Annotated in this window: 14 protein-coding genes and 1 tRNA gene; 8 read left to right on the top strand and 7 right to left on the bottom strand. The window is 52.0% G+C overall.

Translation table 11 applies throughout. From position 1 onward, the window contains the following. Positions 1-158 precede the first annotated feature (158 nt). From AAGJ81_09105 to AAGJ81_09095, 3 genes are all read right to left on the bottom strand, one after another. Positions 159-235: transfer RNA gene (locus AAGJ81_09105), tRNA-Arg, on the bottom strand. Between the two features lie 49 nt (positions 236-284). Beyond that, the gene (locus AAGJ81_09100; protein ID MEM0966290.1) at positions 285-659 is read right to left on the bottom strand and encodes a DUF3293 domain-containing protein; all 375 of its coding nucleotides are present in this window, start codon (positions 657-659) and stop codon (positions 285-287) included. Positions 660-672: 13 nt separating this feature from the next. After that, complete coding sequence (locus tag AAGJ81_09095) at positions 673-1,188, bottom strand: ACT domain-containing protein (GenBank protein ID MEM0966289.1); 516 nt, start codon at positions 1,186-1,188, stop codon at positions 673-675. A gap of 98 nt (positions 1,189-1,286) precedes the next feature. Here AAGJ81_09095 and AAGJ81_09090 point away from each other — a divergent pair, with 98 nt between their 5' ends. Further along, positions 1,287-2,216: a PfkB family carbohydrate kinase gene (locus AAGJ81_09090; GenBank protein ID MEM0966288.1), complete on the top strand. Its 930-nt coding sequence runs from the start codon at positions 1,287-1,289 to the stop codon at positions 2,214-2,216. A gap of 199 nt (positions 2,217-2,415) precedes the next feature. Here the strand turns inward: AAGJ81_09090 and AAGJ81_09085 are convergent, their stop codons facing one another. Continuing rightward, positions 2,416-2,787, bottom strand: a complete 372-nt coding sequence (locus tag AAGJ81_09085) for a dUTPase (protein MEM0966287.1) — start codon at positions 2,785-2,787, stop codon at positions 2,416-2,418. Positions 2,788-2,897: 110 nt separating this feature from the next. Here AAGJ81_09085 and AAGJ81_09080 point away from each other — a divergent pair, with 110 nt between their 5' ends. The 6 genes from AAGJ81_09080 (at position 2,898) to AAGJ81_09055 (ending at position 12,110) form a co-directional block, all read left to right on the top strand. Continuing rightward, positions 2,898-4,919: a VIT and VWA domain-containing protein gene (locus tag AAGJ81_09080; GenBank protein MEM0966286.1), complete on the top strand. Its 2,022-nt coding sequence runs from the start codon at positions 2,898-2,900 to the stop codon at positions 4,917-4,919. Next, positions 4,916-6,307 carry an exosortase/archaeosortase family protein gene (locus AAGJ81_09075; protein ID MEM0966285.1) on the top strand — a complete coding sequence of 464 codons (1,392 nt, stop codon included), beginning with the start codon at positions 4,916-4,918 and terminating at the stop codon, positions 6,305-6,307. Before AAGJ81_09080 ends, AAGJ81_09075 begins: the two co-directional genes overlap by 4 nt. Before the next feature lie 123 nt (positions 6,308-6,430). Then, positions 6,431-8,716, top strand: coding sequence for a tetratricopeptide repeat protein (locus AAGJ81_09070; GenBank protein ID MEM0966284.1), 2,286 nt, complete (start codon positions 6,431-6,433; stop codon positions 8,714-8,716). A gap of 2 nt (positions 8,717-8,718) precedes the next feature. Then, positions 8,719-10,113, top strand: coding sequence for a glycosyltransferase (locus tag AAGJ81_09065; protein MEM0966283.1), 1,395 nt, complete (start codon positions 8,719-8,721; stop codon positions 10,111-10,113). Further along, positions 10,110-10,277: a hypothetical protein gene (locus AAGJ81_09060; protein MEM0966282.1), complete on the top strand. Its 168-nt coding sequence runs from the start codon at positions 10,110-10,112 to the stop codon at positions 10,275-10,277. Before AAGJ81_09065 ends, AAGJ81_09060 begins: the two co-directional genes overlap by 4 nt. Before the next feature lie 9 nt (positions 10,278-10,286). After that, the gene (locus AAGJ81_09055) at positions 10,287-12,110 is read left to right on the top strand and encodes a hypothetical protein (protein MEM0966281.1); all 1,824 of its coding nucleotides are present in this window, start codon (positions 10,287-10,289) and stop codon (positions 12,108-12,110) included. Positions 12,111-12,379: 269 nt separating this feature from the next. Here the strand turns inward: AAGJ81_09055 and AAGJ81_09050 are convergent, their stop codons facing one another. From AAGJ81_09050 to mutS, 3 genes are all read right to left on the bottom strand, one after another. Next, positions 12,380-13,210: an ion transporter gene (locus AAGJ81_09050; GenBank protein ID MEM0966280.1), complete on the bottom strand. Its 831-nt coding sequence runs from the start codon at positions 13,208-13,210 to the stop codon at positions 12,380-12,382. 360 nt (positions 13,211-13,570) lie between these two features. Then, entirely contained in the window at positions 13,571-14,368 is a 798-nt protein-coding gene (locus AAGJ81_09045) for a Sua5/YciO/YrdC/YwlC family protein (GenBank protein ID MEM0966279.1), read from the bottom strand. A gap of 208 nt (positions 14,369-14,576) precedes the next feature. Continuing rightward, on the bottom strand, positions 14,577-17,099 hold the full coding sequence (gene mutS / locus AAGJ81_09040) for a DNA mismatch repair protein MutS (GenBank protein MEM0966278.1): 2,523 nt from the start codon (positions 17,097-17,099) through the stop codon (positions 14,577-14,579). A gap of 32 nt (positions 17,100-17,131) precedes the next feature. Between mutS and AAGJ81_09035 the strand changes: the two genes are divergently transcribed. Beyond that, a complete protein-coding gene (locus AAGJ81_09035) occupies positions 17,132-17,959 on the top strand; it encodes an alpha/beta fold hydrolase (protein MEM0966277.1) in 828 nt (275 codons plus the stop codon). Positions 17,960-18,034: the final 75 nt, after the last annotated feature.

Genomic DNA, 18,034 nt, shown 5'->3' with positions numbered 1-18,034 from the left:
CCTATGAGAAGTGGCCTTTTTTGGGTGAAAAGTTACCAAACCTAGAATTGGCCCCTTTTTTCTCGTAAGTCGTTGGTTTTCGGGTTTTTCCGCCCTTTTTCCCATTATTATGAGAATTACCAAACCTGATGAGAACTTGTATCACGCGAAGGCGTGCATGGCACGAGGGGTGGGATTCGAACCCACGACCGCCGGCTTAGAAGGCCGATGCTCTATCCAGCTGAGCTACCCCCGCAGACTTTCACCGTTATGGGTCCTTTCTTGTGGAAGCGGAAGGCTAAAAGTTAGTCCAGTAGGTGATCTGACCATTGGCCTAGATCTTCGGTGTGGCCTGATGAAAGATCAACGAGAAGTAGGGTCCCTTCTTCGATGCGGTAGATGGCCTCCTGGTGAAATTGTTTTCCCAGGGTGACCGCGCTGTCTGCATCGAGGACCGTCCAGCCGTGTTCCCAATGAGAGCCGTCGTGCGACATGCCCGTTATCTGGATCGGTTTTTCTCCAAGATCCAGGATGGCTCCGTAGAGCTTCCGGTCCTCTCTTTCATTGATTTCATCCTCCACGACTTTTCCGAACGGGTTGAACGCGGTGACGACGGAGAAATTGGGGAATGGGACTGGTTTCTCGGTCGTGAAGCGAATGACCCGATAGGCAGGATTCATCTGCGGTCGGTTGCTACGCTTCCTCTACGGCCAACTCAACCAGAAGGTCGCTTGCAATGGATTCCAGTTTCGCGCGGACCTCATCGATCGAAATTGGAGTTTGTGCGGTGAGAGTAGCTCTCGCGTGAAAGAGGAGGGTGCCCGAGTCGGCAGCGGCTTCGGTGCGAGTCGACATCGATTCGACGTTCAGGCCGAGCTTTGCGAGGGCACCGAATACCTCTGCAACGATACCGGGATGATCGGCTCCGACGAGGGACATGGCGATTCCGTCCTTTCCGGATGTGGCTGGTACCGTTCCTTCGGCAATGGTAAGATCAAGTCCGTCGATGCTGAAAAGGTCCTTTTCGAGCTCCTTTTGGAAGGTCTCCGGAACGCTTATCTGGAGGAGGCCAATGAAGCGTCCGGCCAGGTGGATGAGACGGCTCCGCTCCCAGTTTCCTTTGTGTTCAAAGACGCGACGGGCGAGTTCGTGAACGATTCCAGGTCGGTCGGGGCCACTGGCGGTGATGAGCAGGATGGAGGATTTCACAGTCGAAAAGGTAGGAGTTAGATCAGAGGCTTTGCAACCCTCGTGAAAAAGAGGGTGACAACGAGGCATCCTCTGGTTTCGGTGGTCGGATGGAGCGAGTGAAAATCTCTGACAGTCCTGCCGAGCCCGTTTTGATCGTTGGTTCGGTGGGTTACGACGATATCGAGACACCTTTTGGCAAGGATGAGCGCATTCTCGGAGGGTCTGCCTCCTTCGCCTCTCTTGCCTCGAGCTACTTCGCCCCTACGCGGATTGTTGCCGTGGTCGGAAACGATTTTGAGGATCGCGATTGGAAACAATTGGAGACGCACTCGGTCGATGTCTCCGGACTACAGGTGGATGAAAGTGGACCTACCTTTCGATGGACAGGTAAGTACGGTGAGAACTTTAACGATCGCGAGACCATTGATATTCAGCTGAACGTGTTTGAGTCGTTCAAACCCGTGTTGCCGGAGGCTTACAAGGGCACCCGTTACGTTTTACTCGGTAACATTCACCCTGCGTTACAAGCGCATGTGCTCGACCAACTGGAGGCCAAGGATGCTTTCATAGCTGCTGATACCATCGATTTGTGGATCAATATCGAGCAGCCTGCTTTTTTGGAACTGATTAAACGCATCGACCTTTTGGCAATTAATGACAGTGAGGCTGCATTGCTTACGGGGGAATCCAACGTGGTGAAAGCGGGCTCCGCACTACGGGAGTTAGGTCCTGAACACGTAATCGTGAAGAAGGGAGAGCACGGTGCCTACTATTTCTATGACGGTGGCATTTTCGCCCTGCCTGCCTACCCGGTAACGGAGCTGCGCGATCCGACCGGAGCGGGCGACACTTTCCTCGGTGCCTTGATGGGAAGCCTCGCTGCGGTAGATCGCAGTGACGTGTCTGCCGTAAAGACGGGGCTTCTTTATGGAACCGCAGTCGCCAGCCAAACGGTTGAGGCTTTCAGCTGCGATCGCCTCATTTCTGGCGGAGCTGAGACTATTGAAGAACGGGTGGCCCAGATCAGGGAGATGATTTCCTTGTAGGGAGGAAGAGCGATTTCTCGCTATGAAGGACGCGGGGAATGCAGAGAAAGTAGCCTTAGTCTGAAAACTTCGCGTCTGTAGGATGAGGCTTCACGCCTCGATAAAAAATCACTTTTCCACCATCCTTATCGAGGCGTAAAGCCTCTCCTACCGTTAGGACTCAACTGTGGCAGATCGCTGTTCAATGCCTGACAGCTTGCTAGATATGCTTTGAATCGTCGTGGTCTTTCTCCGCGTAACCTGACTCCTGGCGTGCGTGGTTGACCTTATTTTTGGCGAGGTAGGCGTTGTAGACGTCGTCTGCGGTCATCCCGAGGGCTTGTGCAGCCGAGATTAGGAAGTGGAAGAGGTCTACCACTTCAACGCGGGCATTTTGCTCGTCGAACTCCTGATATTTGGCCCACCACTTCCAAGGGACGGAATCGATGAGCTCTGCAAGCTCCTGTTGCATGGCGCGGGAATAGTTGAGCACCCACTCTGCCTTTTTCTCGTCGGTCAGGCCGTCGAGCGAAACGCCGATTCGCTCGTTGAGTTTTTCCTGCAGCGCAAAAATTTCCGTCAGTTTGTCCATTGCTGGAGTCAAGAGCGTCCGGTTGGGAAAAACAACAGTTACTTCGTTTTCACGGAGTTTCCACAGAGAAATCATAATCCTTCCACACAGGAGGAGTAGGATGCAGGGCGATGAAAACACTGATCCTCCTCTTCTTCTTCACCGTTCTAACGGTAGCCAGTGCCCAGGTCCTTCGCGAAGGGGCGACGCATGGCGCAACAGACGCCGCTCTAGACCAAACCGAGGCCCCATACTTCTGGATTCCCGGTAGTGACGAAGGACTCGACCTCCTGCCGCTAAAATCGACCTACGTAGATGTCCTGATCGAGGGTTATCTGGCGACCGTTACGGTTCGTCAGGAGTTTCGCAATGAGGGCGCTATCCCCATTGAGGCGATCTACGTCTTTCCGGGATCAACTCGGGCAGCAGTCAACGATTTGAGATTCGAGGTGGGTGAAAGGACGATCGTCGCCGAAATCAAAGAAAAAGAGGAAGCAAAGAAAACCTATGTGCAGGCGAAGACCGATGGAAAGAGGGCCGTCCTTCTCGAACAGCACCGTCCCAACGTATTTCAGATGAACGTTGCCAACATTCTCCCGGCCGATTCGGTCGTCGTGGAGCTGCGTTACACCGAAACTCTTCCGCGGGTGGAGGGCGATTACGAATTCGTCTATCCGACGGTCGTAGGTCCGCGCTATTCCGAGGACCCGGTTTCAGGAGAGGGTGGCGCAACGGATTGGATTAGCTCCCCCTTTCTTTCCGAGGAGACAACGGTTACTCCTCCGAAGTTTCAAATTGAGTTGGAGATCGTGCAGGGGCAGCCCCTTGAGCGGGTTGGATCGCCAAGCCATTCCATCGATGCCGAATTCGTGACGGAAAATCGTGTTCGGACTCAACTGGTCACGAGCACAAATCGAAACGATGATCGGGACTTCATCCTTCGTTACTCGCTTGCTGGTAAAGAACCGCAAGCGAGTCTGTTGTTGAAGGAGAGCGAAAACGGGGGCGGGTTCTTTTTGCTGAACATCGAGCCACCTGTTCGTGCAGGCTCCCACTCTGTCGTTCCTCGAGAATACCTCTTTCTGATTGATGTTTCGGGTTCGATGAATGGATTCCCGCTTTCGATTTCGAAGGAGATCATGAATGACTTGATAGGCGGTCTCGGCCCTTCCGATTCGTTCAACATGATCGCGTTTGCAGGAGGTTCTGAAATCTTCTCTAAAGGAGGTTCCGTCTTTGCGGATGACCGTATGAAAGCTTCTGCTGCGCATTGGCTCAATACGCTTACCGGCGGCGGAGGAACCAGTTTGCTTCCGGCTCTGAAGCGTATTCTCGTCGAACCCAAGCGGGAAGGCGTTTCTCGGACGGTTGTGGTGCTCACCGATGGTTATGTAACGGTGGAGCAGCGAGCCTTTGCTCTCGTCCGCGACCACCTCGGGAAGGCTAATCTTTTTGGTCTGGGAATCGGGAGCTCGGTGAATCGTTATCTCATTGAAGGTTTGGCGAGAACTGGAGGTGGGGAAGCCTTTGTCGCGACGAATCCAAAAGAGGGAAAGGGAGTCGCGAAAGAACTTGTCTCGCTGATCAAAAATCCCGTTTTGACTGACATTTCCGTCGAGTTTGGCGACATCCGTGTGTCTGACCTGCTTCCTTCCCAGCAGCCGGACCTTTTTCTGGCGAAGCCTGTTCGGGTGATGGGTCAGTTTCAGGGTCGGCCGTCAGGCTCTGTGGTTGTGAGTGGCAAGCAGGGCAGTGTGGATTACCGAGAAGAGATCGACCTCTCCTCTGTTCCTGCCAGCGAATCCAGCTCCCTTGATATACTCTGGGCTCGGGCCAAGATCCGCGAATGGATGGATCAACTTGCCTATCGGAACGAATCGGAGATCCGCCCCTTGATTGTGGAGCTGGGTCTTTCCTATCGCCTCCTCACCGCCTACACCTCATTCGTGGCAGTGGAGCAGGAGATCGTTCGCAAAAAAGTGAACGCAGTGCCAGTGAAACAGCCTTCCCCTTTACCGAAGGGGGTGAGTGCACTTGCAGTAGGTGCGGGTGTGCCGGCATCTCCTGAGCCCACGACGATCGGATTGTTTCTCATTGCAGTAGGAGTCCAAGGTTTTGGTCTCTGGAAGTGGAGGGAAGGGCGAAAAGAATGATTCAACGGTTACCCTTTTCCAGCGTTCTTTTGGGAAGTGGCGTCCTGCTTCTTATCCTGCCCAGTGGGTGGTGGTATCTGCAACGAATGACGGATGGTTCTGATGAACCTTACGGGGTAATCGCTTTGATTAGTTGGCTTTTCTTTCTTCCTTGGATGCGTTGGGTGGCGGATTTTCGGTCAGGAACTCTACTGTCTCGCAAGGAGGCCGTGATCGCCTTGATCCTTGGAGGAGCAGTTGCTTTTATTCCAGGAATCCCAGCACTCGTAAGAGCAGGATTGCTGGTTGGGGCGATCTCGCTACTGGCGCTAAAAAAAGGAATGCCTCCGGGTGCCACCATTCTCGGACTGATCAGTCTCCCGATCCTCGCGAGTCTCGATTTTTACATCGGTTATCCCTTGCGTTGGGTGTGCGGCTGGTTGGGCACTGAGGGGCTTCAGTTCTTCGGCCTTCCGGTCGTTCTTGAGGGGATTACCATGAGTATCGAGGGGAAGGAGATCGTGATTGATCGACCTTGCGCGGGGCTTCAATACCTTTGGTTTGGTTGGCTGGTGTCGGGCTGTGTGACCTCTTTTCAGCGAATGGGAAGGAAAATGGTTCTCGTTGGATCTCTGGCAACGGGATGCCTCCTGTTCCTCTCCAATGTAGTGAGGGTGGTGACCCTTTTTCTTCTCGAGTGGAAAGGTTGGGGTGGACCGATTGCGCATGAAACTGCCGGGCTAGTGATCTTTGCAGTGGCCCTTGTGATGATTGTTGGGGTTCTTCGAAGACTGGATCGGAGGGACCAAGGGGTTCTGGGTAGAACCCAGACGAGACCACACTCGAGAATCGTTCGCGCAGAGAGAGCCGGATTCGGATTGGCTTTCGCTGTGTTTGGATTCGGTCTACTTTCGTCGGGCGTTTGGGCAACCCGGTTCGTGGTGAAAGCGGAGGCCTTAGCTACAGGGGCGGATGCCTCTACGGAATGGTCGGCGAGCAGTGACGGAAGATACTTGCTACTGGAATCTTTTGAGGAAGGTGGGATACCTGTTCGCTTATACCAGGATGACGAAGCACTTCTTCTGGTGCGGCACGTAGAGAAGCCGACTCGCAGGCTTCACCCTGCTGACGATTGTTTCCGGGGAGCTGGTTGGGGAATTGAGAATGGGACTCTTTGGAAAGATCCATACGAGCGAAACTGGCGCCGTTTCTATGCAACGAAGGATGGCAACGAGCTTGAGATCAGGCAACGGATTGAGGGAGCCGATGGTTGGAGTGGAACCGATGTGTCACAGTGGTATTGGAATGCCGTGTTAGGAAAAACGAAAGGTCCGTGGAAAGCATGGGTAGTTGTCCGGGAGAGAGCCGCAAGTAGGGAAAGGAAGCTTGATCCCCACGAGTCTCTCTAGCCAGAACCAGCCCTTCATGCGTTATCGGGAGGATGATATTCTGGCTCTCACCGCTCCAAAATGAGTTAAAACCTTGTAAATAAAAGAGTAGTTGGTAGGTATGAAGGCTCGCAAAAGCCCTTTATGTCTGTCCGTAGTCTAGCGAAGGCCTTCGTTCTCGTTTTGATCCCGCTCATGCTCGCTGCGGGCTTTGTTGTGTCTGGGCAGGATGAGTCGGATACTCTTCTCCTGCGCGCCCGCGAACTCCGGCAGGCACAGGTTTATCTCGAGAGTGTTCGTTTTTATCGGGCCTATGTTGATGAGAATCCCGATGATTTAAATGCCCGGATCGAGTTGGGTGAGCTTCTCTTGGTCTTAGATGAACCTGTCGAAGCGGCAAACCAAGTGATCCCGATCCTGAGGGAAGATCCCAATCGCGTTGAAGCGAAGAAAGTCTTTGAAGACAGTTTGGTGCTGATTGAGCAGTCTCTGGATACTTCTAACAATCTAGGAATATTACAGATCGCCCGCCTTCATCGTGCGGCTGGAGACAGGGTTCAAGCGGAAGCCAACTACAGAAACTTCCTTGAACGAGTCCCGGATGATCCAATCGCTTTGCATGAATTTGCCCAGATGACTTATGATGGCGGAAGCGAGGACGAAGGGTTATCTCTCCTCGAAGAGGCGATCCTCCATCAGAGTGAGACAGAGCTCCGACAGGAGCTTCTTTTGAAAAAGGCGATCTGGCTCTCCTACGAGATGGAGACGATGGATGACTCCGTTGAATCGTTCGAGGGCATTTTGGAGGAGTATCCCACTCTGGCAGAAGCTCACATTCGTTTGGGGGATCTTTACCGCTTTAGAGGCGATTACGAAGACGCTGGCAGATCTTACCTTGCAGGTATCCAACATGGTGGACGGGACGATCGGGCGATAGAGGGATATTATTTGGTACTTTTGAGAACTAGGGCTTTGGAGCATGCCAGAAAGGCTAAAGTGTTGGGAGAGTTTCCAGAGGCATCCTCGTTTTACAGCCTTCATTTCAAAGAAATGGAGCTCACCCGGCAGCGTCTTGCAGAGATTGAGTTACTGGAGGCGCGAGATCTTGCTTCTCCGGAGCAGCGTCAGGCGGCGGAGTTTTTTAGAAGGTTTCTTGCAGAGACTCCAGACGAAGCTGACATCCGGTTGGAGTCCGCCCAGACGTACGCCGAGATGGAGCAATATCGCCTGGCGACTCAGGAGATTGCGGCTGCGATCGCTCTCCGTCCCTCAGACAAGGATTTGCAGCTACAGTTGGCCAGGTTTCAGACTTACGATGCGGACATGATTGATGATGCAGGTTCCACGTTGGATGAAATAGCGGATTCTTTCGGGCCTGATGCGGAGGTCATGGCCCTTCGAGGTGATGTCTATCGGTTTCAGGGAGACTACGTGGCAGCGAGCCGTGCCTACCGGGAATCTTTCGCGACCAATCCAAACGATCCTCGGGCGTTGGCCGGTGTCGAGGCGATTGGATCGATTTTCCGGCCGGAGTTTTTTGGAGGCATTGGGCTTACCAGGGACTGGTCGTCCGACTACGACCACTTCAACCTGGACCTCGGAGCGAGGAACGTGTTTTCGGGGATCGAACATCAGATCGATATCGGGTATCGGTTTCTCTACTACACCCAACCGACCTCGACCCAAAATCCAGCACTTACGAACCGCACGAAGGATGTGACAGGCAATGAATTGTATGCTTCGGCTTCGGGACCGATCGAGGGACCGTGGTCCTATTTAGCCACTCTTGGCGGCGTGTTTTATGACAATGTAGACGGCACCGTTCTCGGACGACTCGGTATTGGTTACTCCACCAAACAGTTGGCAGCGGTTTTCGGTTTTCGGAGACGGGAGGCGGTCTTTGAGCACTATGATCTTAGTGCTCTCTTGGACGAAGTGCGGACCAACGATTTTTATGGTCAGGCGATCTACGTCATCGAAGGAGACGAAATTTGGGAGCGGTGGCAGATCGAAGGCTTTGGAGAATCAGGTTGGTTTTCTGACGGAAACTATCGCACTAGGCTCATTGGAACAGTCCTCAATCGCATGATTGATGAACCAGATCAGGCTCTCAAAGTCGGTTTGCGTGGTTTGTGGCTCAATTATGACGATGAGTCGGCGAATTACTTTTCACCATCGGACTACTACGGCGGAGGAGTAACGGGTCGCTATGACCGCAGGATTGCGGATGACACGAATGGTGGAATTACAGGCACCGTACTCTGGATTGAACAAGTGGAAGAGTTCGACATAGCGATTGGCGGCTATCTGGACCACCAGATTTCTGAATCTTCCCGTGCAAGTGTTCGTTTGGACTATGGTGAGTCGACATTTCAACAAGGAGATATTCGTTCGTTTAGTGGCCGGGCAGAGGTCCAGATCGTGTTTTAACGGTGAAAGGCTTTATTTTCAAAACAGTTGTACTCGGAGGGATAATCCTCTTCCTCACGGTAGTGGCACTTGCGATATGGCTCCTGATTTACAGAACGGATCATGAGTGGTCAAAATACCTGGCGACGGCAGCATTTGTTTTCATTATTGGTTTTGTATCGATTTTGATACTACGGATTCTGTTCTTTGCCCTGTTCTCGATCGTTCACCTTATTCTTTATCGAAGGAATTTAGCAGCGGATGAGAAGAGTCATCGCTGGGAGGGTCGATCCAAACCATTCATCTCGATCATAGTCCCGGCCTACAATGAAGAAAAGGTAATCGCTCCGGCAATCCGTTCGCATCTGAAGATGGACTATCCTGCTTTTGAAGTGGTCGTAGTCGACGACGGATCATCCGACCGCACAACCGAAATGGCTAATGAAGTAGCGGAGGAAGATGGTGCGGGTAGGGTGCAGGTTCATAAGATTCCAAATGGTGGAAAAGGGAACGCACTGAACTTTGGAATTCAGGCAGCCAAGGCCGATTTGGTCCTTTGCGTCGATGCGGACAGTCGACTGGATCCGGATTCTTTGAATTATGCGATTCGGCATATGAAAGACCCGCAGGTGGCTGCGGTTGCCGGAAACGTAAAGGTCCTGAACCGACACAAGATACTAACGAATCTTCAGGCTTTGGAGTATATCATCGGTCAGAACTTAATGCGTCGAATTATGGGTCTCTTCAACTGTGTTGGCATCGTTCCGGGGCCCTTTGGCTTGTTTCGCAGGCAGGCTTTGGAAGACGTGGGCATGTATACTGACGATACGTTTGCCGAAGATTGTGACCTCACATTGCGGCTGCTTGCGAAAGGATGGAAAGTGGTTGACGAGATCAATTCGGTGGTGAGAACCGAAGCTCCTGAGGAGCTTTTTCCCTTTATCCGCCAGCGCTACCGATGGACAAGGGGGGTGCTTCAATCCCTTCGGAAACACAAGAGTGGATTTACTGGCCGCATGGGACTTCGCATGTGGTTTGTTTTAATAAATATGTTTTTTGATGGGGTCATTTGGCCGGTAGCGAATCTTCTGGCCTATGCGTGTGTGTTCTACTTGATCCTTGAGTTTGGGCTCGTGACTTACCTGGTCTTTTGGTGGATCCATTTTACCCTTCTCGACATGGGGTTGGCTCTCTTGTGTATCGCGAGTGAGAGGGAAACTGCCCGGCTGGTGATTTACGTTTTGATCTACCGACTCTTCTTTCTCGTGGTCATGGATGTATGCAAACTACTTTCGTCACTAGAGGAAGTGTTCCACGTAAAAATGGGTTGGGGGAAATTGGAGCGAACTGGCTCCGACGGATCCCGAAAAAAGGGTGGAGCACCTACTGAACCTGCAAAAGAGGCCGTTGCTGTATGATTCCCTTTGAACTCCGCGATTTCATAAACACGATGTCTCTGGTCATCTTCGGCGGGGTGGTGGTTTCCAGTGTTTTCGCGTTTTTCGCCTACTGGCTCGCAATTGATCGCAAGAATCGGCAGGAGAGGATGGAAGAGAAGCGTGAGCCCAAGAGTTCTGCTTAGCAGAAAACAATGAGTCGAGCTTCAAAGACTTCGGAATCGATACCTCAGCAAGCAGGTTTTTTTGGTATTTTCATCGCCGCACTGCTGATTCTGGCAGCTTGCCTCTGGAACTACTGGTATCTGATCATCGAGACGAACGACCGGATTCCAGAGAGGTTTCAGGCTCTAGTGCCGAGCAGCTCGGCGTTTAAGGAATACGAGCAGAAGCTGCAAATCGGAATCTATGACTCGGCATCCACCCGCCGGCTCTATCGGGCGGTGCGGTTCGATTACAGCAGGGTTATGGCCACTTGGGAGAATTTTCTGCGGAGTATTGGTTTTGCTCACCGCCAGTTCTTCAAAATTGACGAGATCAAGCAGTTCGACCTAGTCATCCTTCCTTTTACTTCATGTCTGAGTGATTACGAGTCCGATCAAATCAAGGAGTTTGTTTCTGAGGGAGGATCTCTGTTCATGACCGGTGCCGTGGGCTCAAGACATGAGGATGGAATCTGGAGAGATGAACCCGTATTCGGAGACATTGTGGGGGCTCGATTCGTTGGAAACGCAAATCCATCTCCTTTGGGTCCCGCTCGCCTTGAATTGAATCGTAACCTGCCTGTCTCGTTGCGATGGACGCCGAGGAAAAGTCTAGAGATTCCGACTTACAATGAGGTCCTCGTGACAAGGCCAATTGGCACGCGGATGAAGACGGTTGCCACGGCACCTTACTACCGTGGCGAGGATTCTTTCGATATGCTGACGGCTTTTTGCTATGGGCACTATCTAGGAGGACGTATTGCGTGGTCTGGATTTCGGATTGGCGCTTTTCAAACAGGAGATGAGACGGCTGAAAGGGCGTTTCGGGAATTGTTTTCGAATGTGCTGGCGCATTTAACAGATCGTCCAAGAGTCGTGACTCCCACATGGCCAGAGGATAAATCTGCAGCTATGGCCACAATTGTTAAGGTTCCGGAGGAAGATCCTTACCGTTTTGTGGCCGAGGCGACTCAGCAGAAGAGGCCGGTTTCTTTGCTGGTTACTCCCCGCGAGGTGCGGCAACTGGGTGAGCATGCGGGTCTTGGGTCTTTGGATATTGAATGGATTCTCCATTTGGACGAGGGGTATATGGATACTCTCCAATCTCCGGCTCCAGGATGGTTGGAAGGTTTGCGAGCTCAGGTCGGGGAAAGTCTTAACGCAGAAATTCAAGGAGTAAAGATCGATGGTTTGCGCTCCCGGGAAGCAGCACTTCTGGCTTTAGGAGCTGGTTTTTCTTATCTATTGGCTCCTCCAACGAACAATATCGAAGAATACCCTGAGATTTACGCTTCCTCACGCAAGGCAGGGCCCCTTGAGTCACCTACCGTTCTTTCCCTTGCCCCTTATCGGACCACGGTTCCTGAAAGTATCTCGCCGACAGACTGTTTCTTTGTTCTTCTCGATGGGGATAGGTATCTCGAGACTGACGAATTTAAGCCGGAAGGCGTTTCACCGAGTGATGTATGGTTCACGCTCCCAATCGAAATCGTCAACTGGCGATCCGACCGAAACTCAGTGGTCATGAATGAACAATTTCTTCCGAATGATCGGTTGAGTCTTAGTATTAGTAACGGGTCCTACACAGAGTTTACCGATTTTCCGTTCACGATCCGTTTTGATAGGCCTGTTGAAAAGGTGAATATATGGCCCAAAGCTGTTGGGCTAAAGCCACCGAAATTGCTTTCGAGAAAAGGGCAGAACTGGACCTTTTTGATTGAGAAATTTCAACCTGGGCGGACGTTGGAATATATTTTTACTCCGTTGGGAGAAGGTGAAGAAGCTTCCACGCCAGTCGCGTTTCAGGTGGAATAGACTCATAGGTCGATTTTCAGAGTCGAGTTGTTGTCAGTTGGAGGATGATTAGCGGTGTTATTTTGGCTCACCCTAGTGTCGATACCGATTCTACTGGCAGTGTCTCTTCGCCATTGGGTCCGGGTAGTCTCGAAGAAGAATTTGGATGCTTCAGAACTTCCCGGTTTGGTCCATCCCTCTAGTGATCTGTGCAGCATGTATCGCTACGCTTCTTGGATTCTTGTCAATGTGACTAGAAATCTGAACTGAGAACCTTTAATTTTTTGCGATCAACCTTCTCGATCCAAAATAGTCTTTACCGTCGCGAGATCCTTTTCCATCCGAAGGAGGGTTTGTTTTAAATCTGTTTTTGGGAGTTTTGGGTCGGGAAGGGCCGAGAGTTCCTGCATCGTCGAAACGATAATTCCAATGAAGAGATTCAGGATCGTGAAGGTAGCGACGATAATGAATGGAACGAAGAACGCCCAAGACCACGGAAAGGTCTCCATGACCGGCCTCACAATTCCCATCGACCAGCTTTCCAGGGTCATGATCTGAAAGAGAGAGAACAGGCTCGCGCCCAAGGTACCAAACCATTGGGGGAACGCGTCTCCGAAGAGGTTGGTCGCCAGCACTCCCATTGTGTAAAAGAAAATGCTCATCACGAGGATCACGCCGGAGAGACCCGGGATTGCATGGATGAAGGCAGCGACGACGCGTTTGAGACTGGGCACCGCCGTCAAAAGGCGGAGGACCCGCAGAATTCGTAACGACCGGAGAACGGCCCACGGTCCAGCACCCGGTACCAGTGCTACGGCAACCACCAAAAAGTCGAACCAGTTCCATCCGTTTCGGAAATAGTGAAGCCGATAGGCAGCTAGCTTTACCCCGATCTCTACAAGAAAAACGAGAAGACAGAGCTTATCGATTACAATCAGAATCACCCCAAAGCGATCCATTGCCTCGCTGGACGTCTCCATTCCCAGGACCAGTGCATTCACGAGAATCACTCCGATAATGAATCGCTGCACTCGCTTTGATTCGACCCACTTGGCGAGGCGTCCACGCCAAGATGGTAGATCAGGATGAGATGCGAGGAGAATCAGTTCTTTTTCATTCATGGAGATTGGAGATGCTCATTTGCGCCGGACGATCCACGCAGGGAAGCATGCAGTAGATGATTGCCCCACATGGGGCTCCTTTCCAGTGGAAAAGTATGGCCTCTATACGGACTACAATGGCAGAACGGTCATTGGCAGTCCGTTTGGTATTACTTCGCTACTTAAATAGAACATACTCGGGATTCGATATCGGGATCGAAATCGGGTCTCGAGTGCTTTCGATAGCGATACCGATTTCGATTTCGATTTTTGCGAGCATGCTTTGTATCAGGCGCGGTTTAATAACCGAGTGGAATTTCTTAGTGATTTACTGAGTAATCAAAACGGCTTCACATGGGGTTGGCCGGACCAAACTGGGAACTAGTAGTAGTCTCCGTGGCGGTAATTCCATGAGTTAAAATTGTCAGAGAGGAGCATTTGAATCCGTTCGCAATCGAGACCTTTGCGAATGAGCACCGGGCAGTTTTCCTCGAGGCGGGTGTCTTCAGGCTGTTCAGGGACTAATTGGCCGGTCCTATCGACCATGGAGACCATCACACCTTGTTCATACCGAGTTTCGAGAGTCGCTTCCGGTTGAATACCACGGACGTAGTCGTCCGCCTCGATCCGCAGATCGACTCCCTCTTCGATTGCCGAACCGATTCCTGAAATTACACCGCGGTTGCCCTGACCCGAGGGATTTGCCGATGAGGCGAAAACGAGTTTTCTCCCGTCATCCCACAACATCCTACAAACATTTTCTGAAGGCACTCCAAAGCGAACTACAAAGCAGGACGTCTGCCTTGCATCCATCATTAGTGCCTTAGAACCCTCTGGGACATACCTATCGATCGAGTCACCTCTCCACGGCAAGATACATCCAAGCAGAATGTCTTTTTCCCAGCAGGTGGTATATAACTTTTGTATTTGAGGGTTCAACTCCGCGAGTTCTTCGAGCTGCTCAATTGAGGAGCATAAGACGACGCCTGGCTTATTTCTTTTGCGATTCTTGACCCGAAACTTGCGCTCTAGACCTTTGCGATCGGTCGTCATAATGATATAACCAACCTTGGTAGGCGATACGATGACGCCTCCTTCGCGAGAGATGACCTCACTTCCCAATCGTTCTTCAATATTACCGCCCCAGCGGAGGAGGTTACTCGATTCGCTATTTTCCATAGTCATTTGAGAGAAAAATTAAAGTATGCTGATCCTTCAAAGGGTGTGTAGCACCCGTCAGAAAAGCAGTAAAACCCAATTTCAACTCACAGGGCGTCTTTGCCGACCAGCTAGGAAAACATAGGCTGCTCCAGAGAAAGTCGCTGGAGCGGGCAAATCGTCTGGACTTGGAATCCATCATCTCCCTCCAGAAGCATCCTTGAGAACCCTAGCTAAATAGGTCCAGTTGATTGTCGGATAGAGACGGTGTTTTCTCTCTGCGACGGGTAGTCAAGGGTGGGGCATCCGAGGCGATGTGGCCACCCTCGAGAGTTTCAAGGATTTGTTTGGCACGATCAACAACGGGTTGAGGGATTCCAGCTAGCCGCGCTACTTGGATTCCATAGGATCGGTCTGCTGCACCGGGGATTACCTGTCGCATGAAGACAATCTCATCGTTCCATTCCTTCACCGCTACCGAGAAGTTCCGTAGTCTTGGCAGAGTTTCGGCGAGTTTGGTCAACTCGTGATAGTGTGTGGCAAAAAGAGTTCTCGGACCGCTTTCCCGATCGCCGTGAAGACTTTCGATTACCGCCCAGGCAATCGATAGCCCATCGTAGGTGCTGGTTCCGCGCCCGATTTCGTCGAGAATAACGAGCGAACGCTCCGAAGAATTGTTGAGGATGTTGGCGGTCTCGTTCATTTCGACCATGAAGGTGCTGTGACCCCTTGCCAGCTCGTCGCTCGCTCCCACTCGGGAGAAAATGCGGTCAATCCAGCCAACTCTGCACTCCTCTGCAGGAACCCATGAGCCGGTGTGGGCGAGAAAGGCTATCAAGGCCACCTGCCTTATAAAGGTGGATTTTCCGGCCATGTTTGGCCCTGTAAGAACTGCGATTTGCTCTTTCACGGATGAAAGCGAACAACTATTCGGAACAAAACTGTCCGATCCGGCTATACCTTCCGGTGAGTGACGAAGTGACTCCTCGATGATGGGATGCCGACCGTTGATTACTTCGATTGAGGTGCCTGTATCGACTACGGGTCTCACATAGTCGCGTTGGCGGGCGAGCTCTGCCCAAGCAATCAGCAGATCGCATTCCGCAAGTGCTTCCGCCGCCTGTGTCAAACGATCCGCTTCCCGCAAAACAGCCTCGATGAGATCCCGAAAGAGTTCTTCCTCAAGCTCGATTGCCTTGCCCTCCGCATTCAAGATTTCCTTCTCTTTCTCCTTGAGTTCGACTGTGTAGTACCGCTCCGCGTTTGTCATCGTCTGCTTTCGCAGGTAGTCGTCCGGCACAAGAGAAAGATTCGCCTTTGTGACTTCGATAAAGTAGCCGAAGCTGCCGTTGTACTTGATACGAAGATTCTTTATCCCGGTTTTTCTCCGTTCCTCCTGTTCACGATCCGATACCCAGGTCCGTGCGTTCCGCACCAGAGATCGCAGGCGATCCAGTTCCGGATCATAACCGTCCCGGAGGACACCTCCTTCATTGAGCGAGCCGGGCAACTCGTCAGAAAGGGTTTTCTCGAGCGTCGTCCGAAGATCCGAAAAGTCTCCAATCCGTCTTGCGATCTTCATTGCTTCCGGTTGCGAGAGACGATTGAGGAAACCGGCGATTTGAGGGAGTTGTCGTAAGGTGTCGCGAATACCACCGAGTTCCCGCGGGTTTCGAATCTTGTTCTGTAATCTTCCTAAAATGCGCACTAGGTCGCGAGTCTGTCGGAGTAAGTCGCGAATTTCCGCCGCTTCGATGGTTTGGTCGTGGAAGAGGCCAACAAGCGATTGCCGGCGGCCGAGTTCACTGAGGTCATGAACAGGGTTTGCAAACCAACGCTCAAGCAGTCGCGATCCGGCAGCGGTGACACAGTGATCGAAGCAATCGATGAGAGACCCCTTGCGACCGCCCTGTGTGACGGAAAAAATCTCAAGGTTTCTGAGCGTTGAAGAGTCAAGGAGGACCGTGTCACTGAGGCGTCTCCACCTCAAGAATCGTAGATTACCCGGTTGTGCCCGAAGCATCTCAGAGGTGTAGCGAATCAAAGTGGCAGCGGGCCCAAGGCCAGGGTGGTCTGCTGCGATTCCAAATCCATCGAGTGAAAGCGCGCCTAGGGTTCTGGCTACCTCTCCTGCGGGATCGCGGCTTTCGGTTTCTTCACGATCAAGCTCGGTTACCGTGGAATTGCGAATGAGCCAATCGAGATCTTCTGGAAGGTTCCCGCGGTTCAGGTGTGAGGGAATAAGGATTTCGGTCGGGCCTAGTGCGTCGATACAACTGACGAGATCCTCAACGTTCGTTTCGCTGGCGATCTCAAAGAGACCTGCAGACAAATCGAGCCATGCAGCGTGAAGGCCTCTTTTATCCCAGTTGATCGAGGCGAGCCACGCTCCAGATCGGGGATCGAGTTGCTTGTCTTCAAGAACCGTTCCCGGTGTCAAAATCCGGGTGAGTGCACGTTCGACTAATTTGCCTGCCTTGGGCACCTCGGTTTGCTCGCAAATGGCGACTTTGAGCCCAGCATCGAGAACCTTTTGAATGTAATTATCCGCGGCGTGATACGGAATGCCTGCCATAGGCATGTCGTGGCGTTTGGTGAGAGTGATCCCAAGAACTCTGGCACCCGTCTCGGCGTCCTCCTCGAACATTTCATAAAAGTCACCGAGACGAAACAGGAGGAGACAGCCTTCCGGCAGGTCTTTCTTGACCGAACGATATTGCCTCATCATGGGCGTTTCCTTCTTGGCAGTCATCCGGCCCCTGTCTCTACTGATTGGCGTTTTGCATGGCGATCAATCAAGAGACTTCCATTTCCGTTCCAAATCGCAAAGGGAAAATCAATGCGAGGGTCCTGTCTGAAGGTTTAGGGGAGGTCCAGCGTCCATTGGTAATTTTGCATGGGCTTCTTGGCTCCTCTCGCAATTGGTTGAGTGTGGGGAAGGCACTTGGCGAAAAGCGCCTCGTTTACGGGCTTGATCTTCCGGATCACGGCGAGTCGGAATGGAGCGATAGTCCTTCTTTTGAAACTATGTCGGAGCGGATTGTCTCTTGGTTAGACGAAGAGAAGATCGAGAAAGCAGACTGGCTAGGGCACAGTTTGGGAGGAAAGGTCGCTATGAGGATTGCCTCCTATTTTCCCGATCGCGTGGAAAAACTGGTGTTGGCAGACATTTTTCCGCGGGTATACCCGCCGCATCACGCGAAGGATTTCACTGCGATGGAAAGATTGGATGTCGCGAACCTACCAGACCGAAAAACAGCGGATGAGCATCTGAGCCAACTGGTGGCGGACTGGGGTCTACGACAGTTTCTCCTTACGAATTTGGAGCGGAAATCGGACAGCGGATTTAGATGGATCGTCAATTTGGAAGGCTTGCGTAGTAACCTCCCGACTCTGGCAGGATTGCCCTACGAAGATCGGGAGCCGCTAGAGTGTCCAACTCTTCTGATTTACGGCGGGCGTTCCGACTTTGTGCGACAGGAGGATCTTGAGGAGGCAGGAGAATTCTTTTCTGACGCACGTGGTGCGCGACTCGCCAATGCCGGGCACAACCTCCACGTTGAAGCAAAGGAGGAGTTTGTCAGGGTGGTGAGAGAGTTTTTGGAGGGATGAGAAGAGCCTTTCTAGATAAAGGTAGGTTATCTGACCAGTTGTTGCGTTCCAAGGCTGACACTACGGTAAGTTTCC

Source organism: Verrucomicrobiota bacterium (genome assembly GCA_038744685.1).
In the GTDB taxonomy this organism is placed as follows: Bacteria; Verrucomicrobiota; Verrucomicrobiia; order Opitutales; family Puniceicoccaceae; genus Puniceicoccus.
The sequence above is the reverse complement of the archived record's forward strand: the minus strand, read 5'-3'. Positions and strand labels throughout refer to the sequence as shown.

Bases quoted from the DNA above. Each gene is read 5' to 3' on its own strand.
- AAGJ81_09100 (MEM0966290.1), bottom strand. From the start codon at position 659: ATGAATCCTGCCTATCGGGTCATTCGCTTCACGACCGAGAAACCAGTC.
- AAGJ81_09085 (MEM0966287.1), bottom strand. From the start codon at position 2,787: ATGGACAAACTGACGGAAATTTTTGCGCTGCAGGAAAAACTCAACGAG.
- AAGJ81_09080 (MEM0966286.1), top strand. From the start codon at position 2,898: ATGAAAACACTGATCCTCCTCTTCTTCTTCACCGTTCTAACGGTAGCC.
- AAGJ81_09075 (MEM0966285.1), top strand. From the start codon at position 4,916: ATGATTCAACGGTTACCCTTTTCCAGCGTTCTTTTGGGAAGTGGCGTC.
- AAGJ81_09070 (MEM0966284.1), top strand. From the start codon at position 6,431: ATGTCTGTCCGTAGTCTAGCGAAGGCCTTCGTTCTCGTTTTGATCCCG.
- AAGJ81_09060 (MEM0966282.1), top strand. From the start codon at position 10,110: ATGATTCCCTTTGAACTCCGCGATTTCATAAACACGATGTCTCTGGTC.
- AAGJ81_09055 (MEM0966281.1), top strand. From the start codon at position 10,287: ATGAGTCGAGCTTCAAAGACTTCGGAATCGATACCTCAGCAAGCAGGT.
- AAGJ81_09050 (MEM0966280.1), bottom strand. From the start codon at position 13,210: ATGAATGAAAAAGAACTGATTCTCCTCGCATCTCATCCTGATCTACCA.
- AAGJ81_09045 (MEM0966279.1), bottom strand. From the start codon at position 14,368: ATGGAAAATAGCGAATCGAGTAACCTCCTCCGCTGGGGCGGTAATATT.
- mutS (MEM0966278.1), bottom strand. From the start codon at position 17,099: ATGACTGCCAAGAAGGAAACGCCCATGATGAGGCAATATCGTTCGGTC.
- AAGJ81_09035 (MEM0966277.1), top strand. From the start codon at position 17,132: ATGGCGATCAATCAAGAGACTTCCATTTCCGTTCCAAATCGCAAAGGG.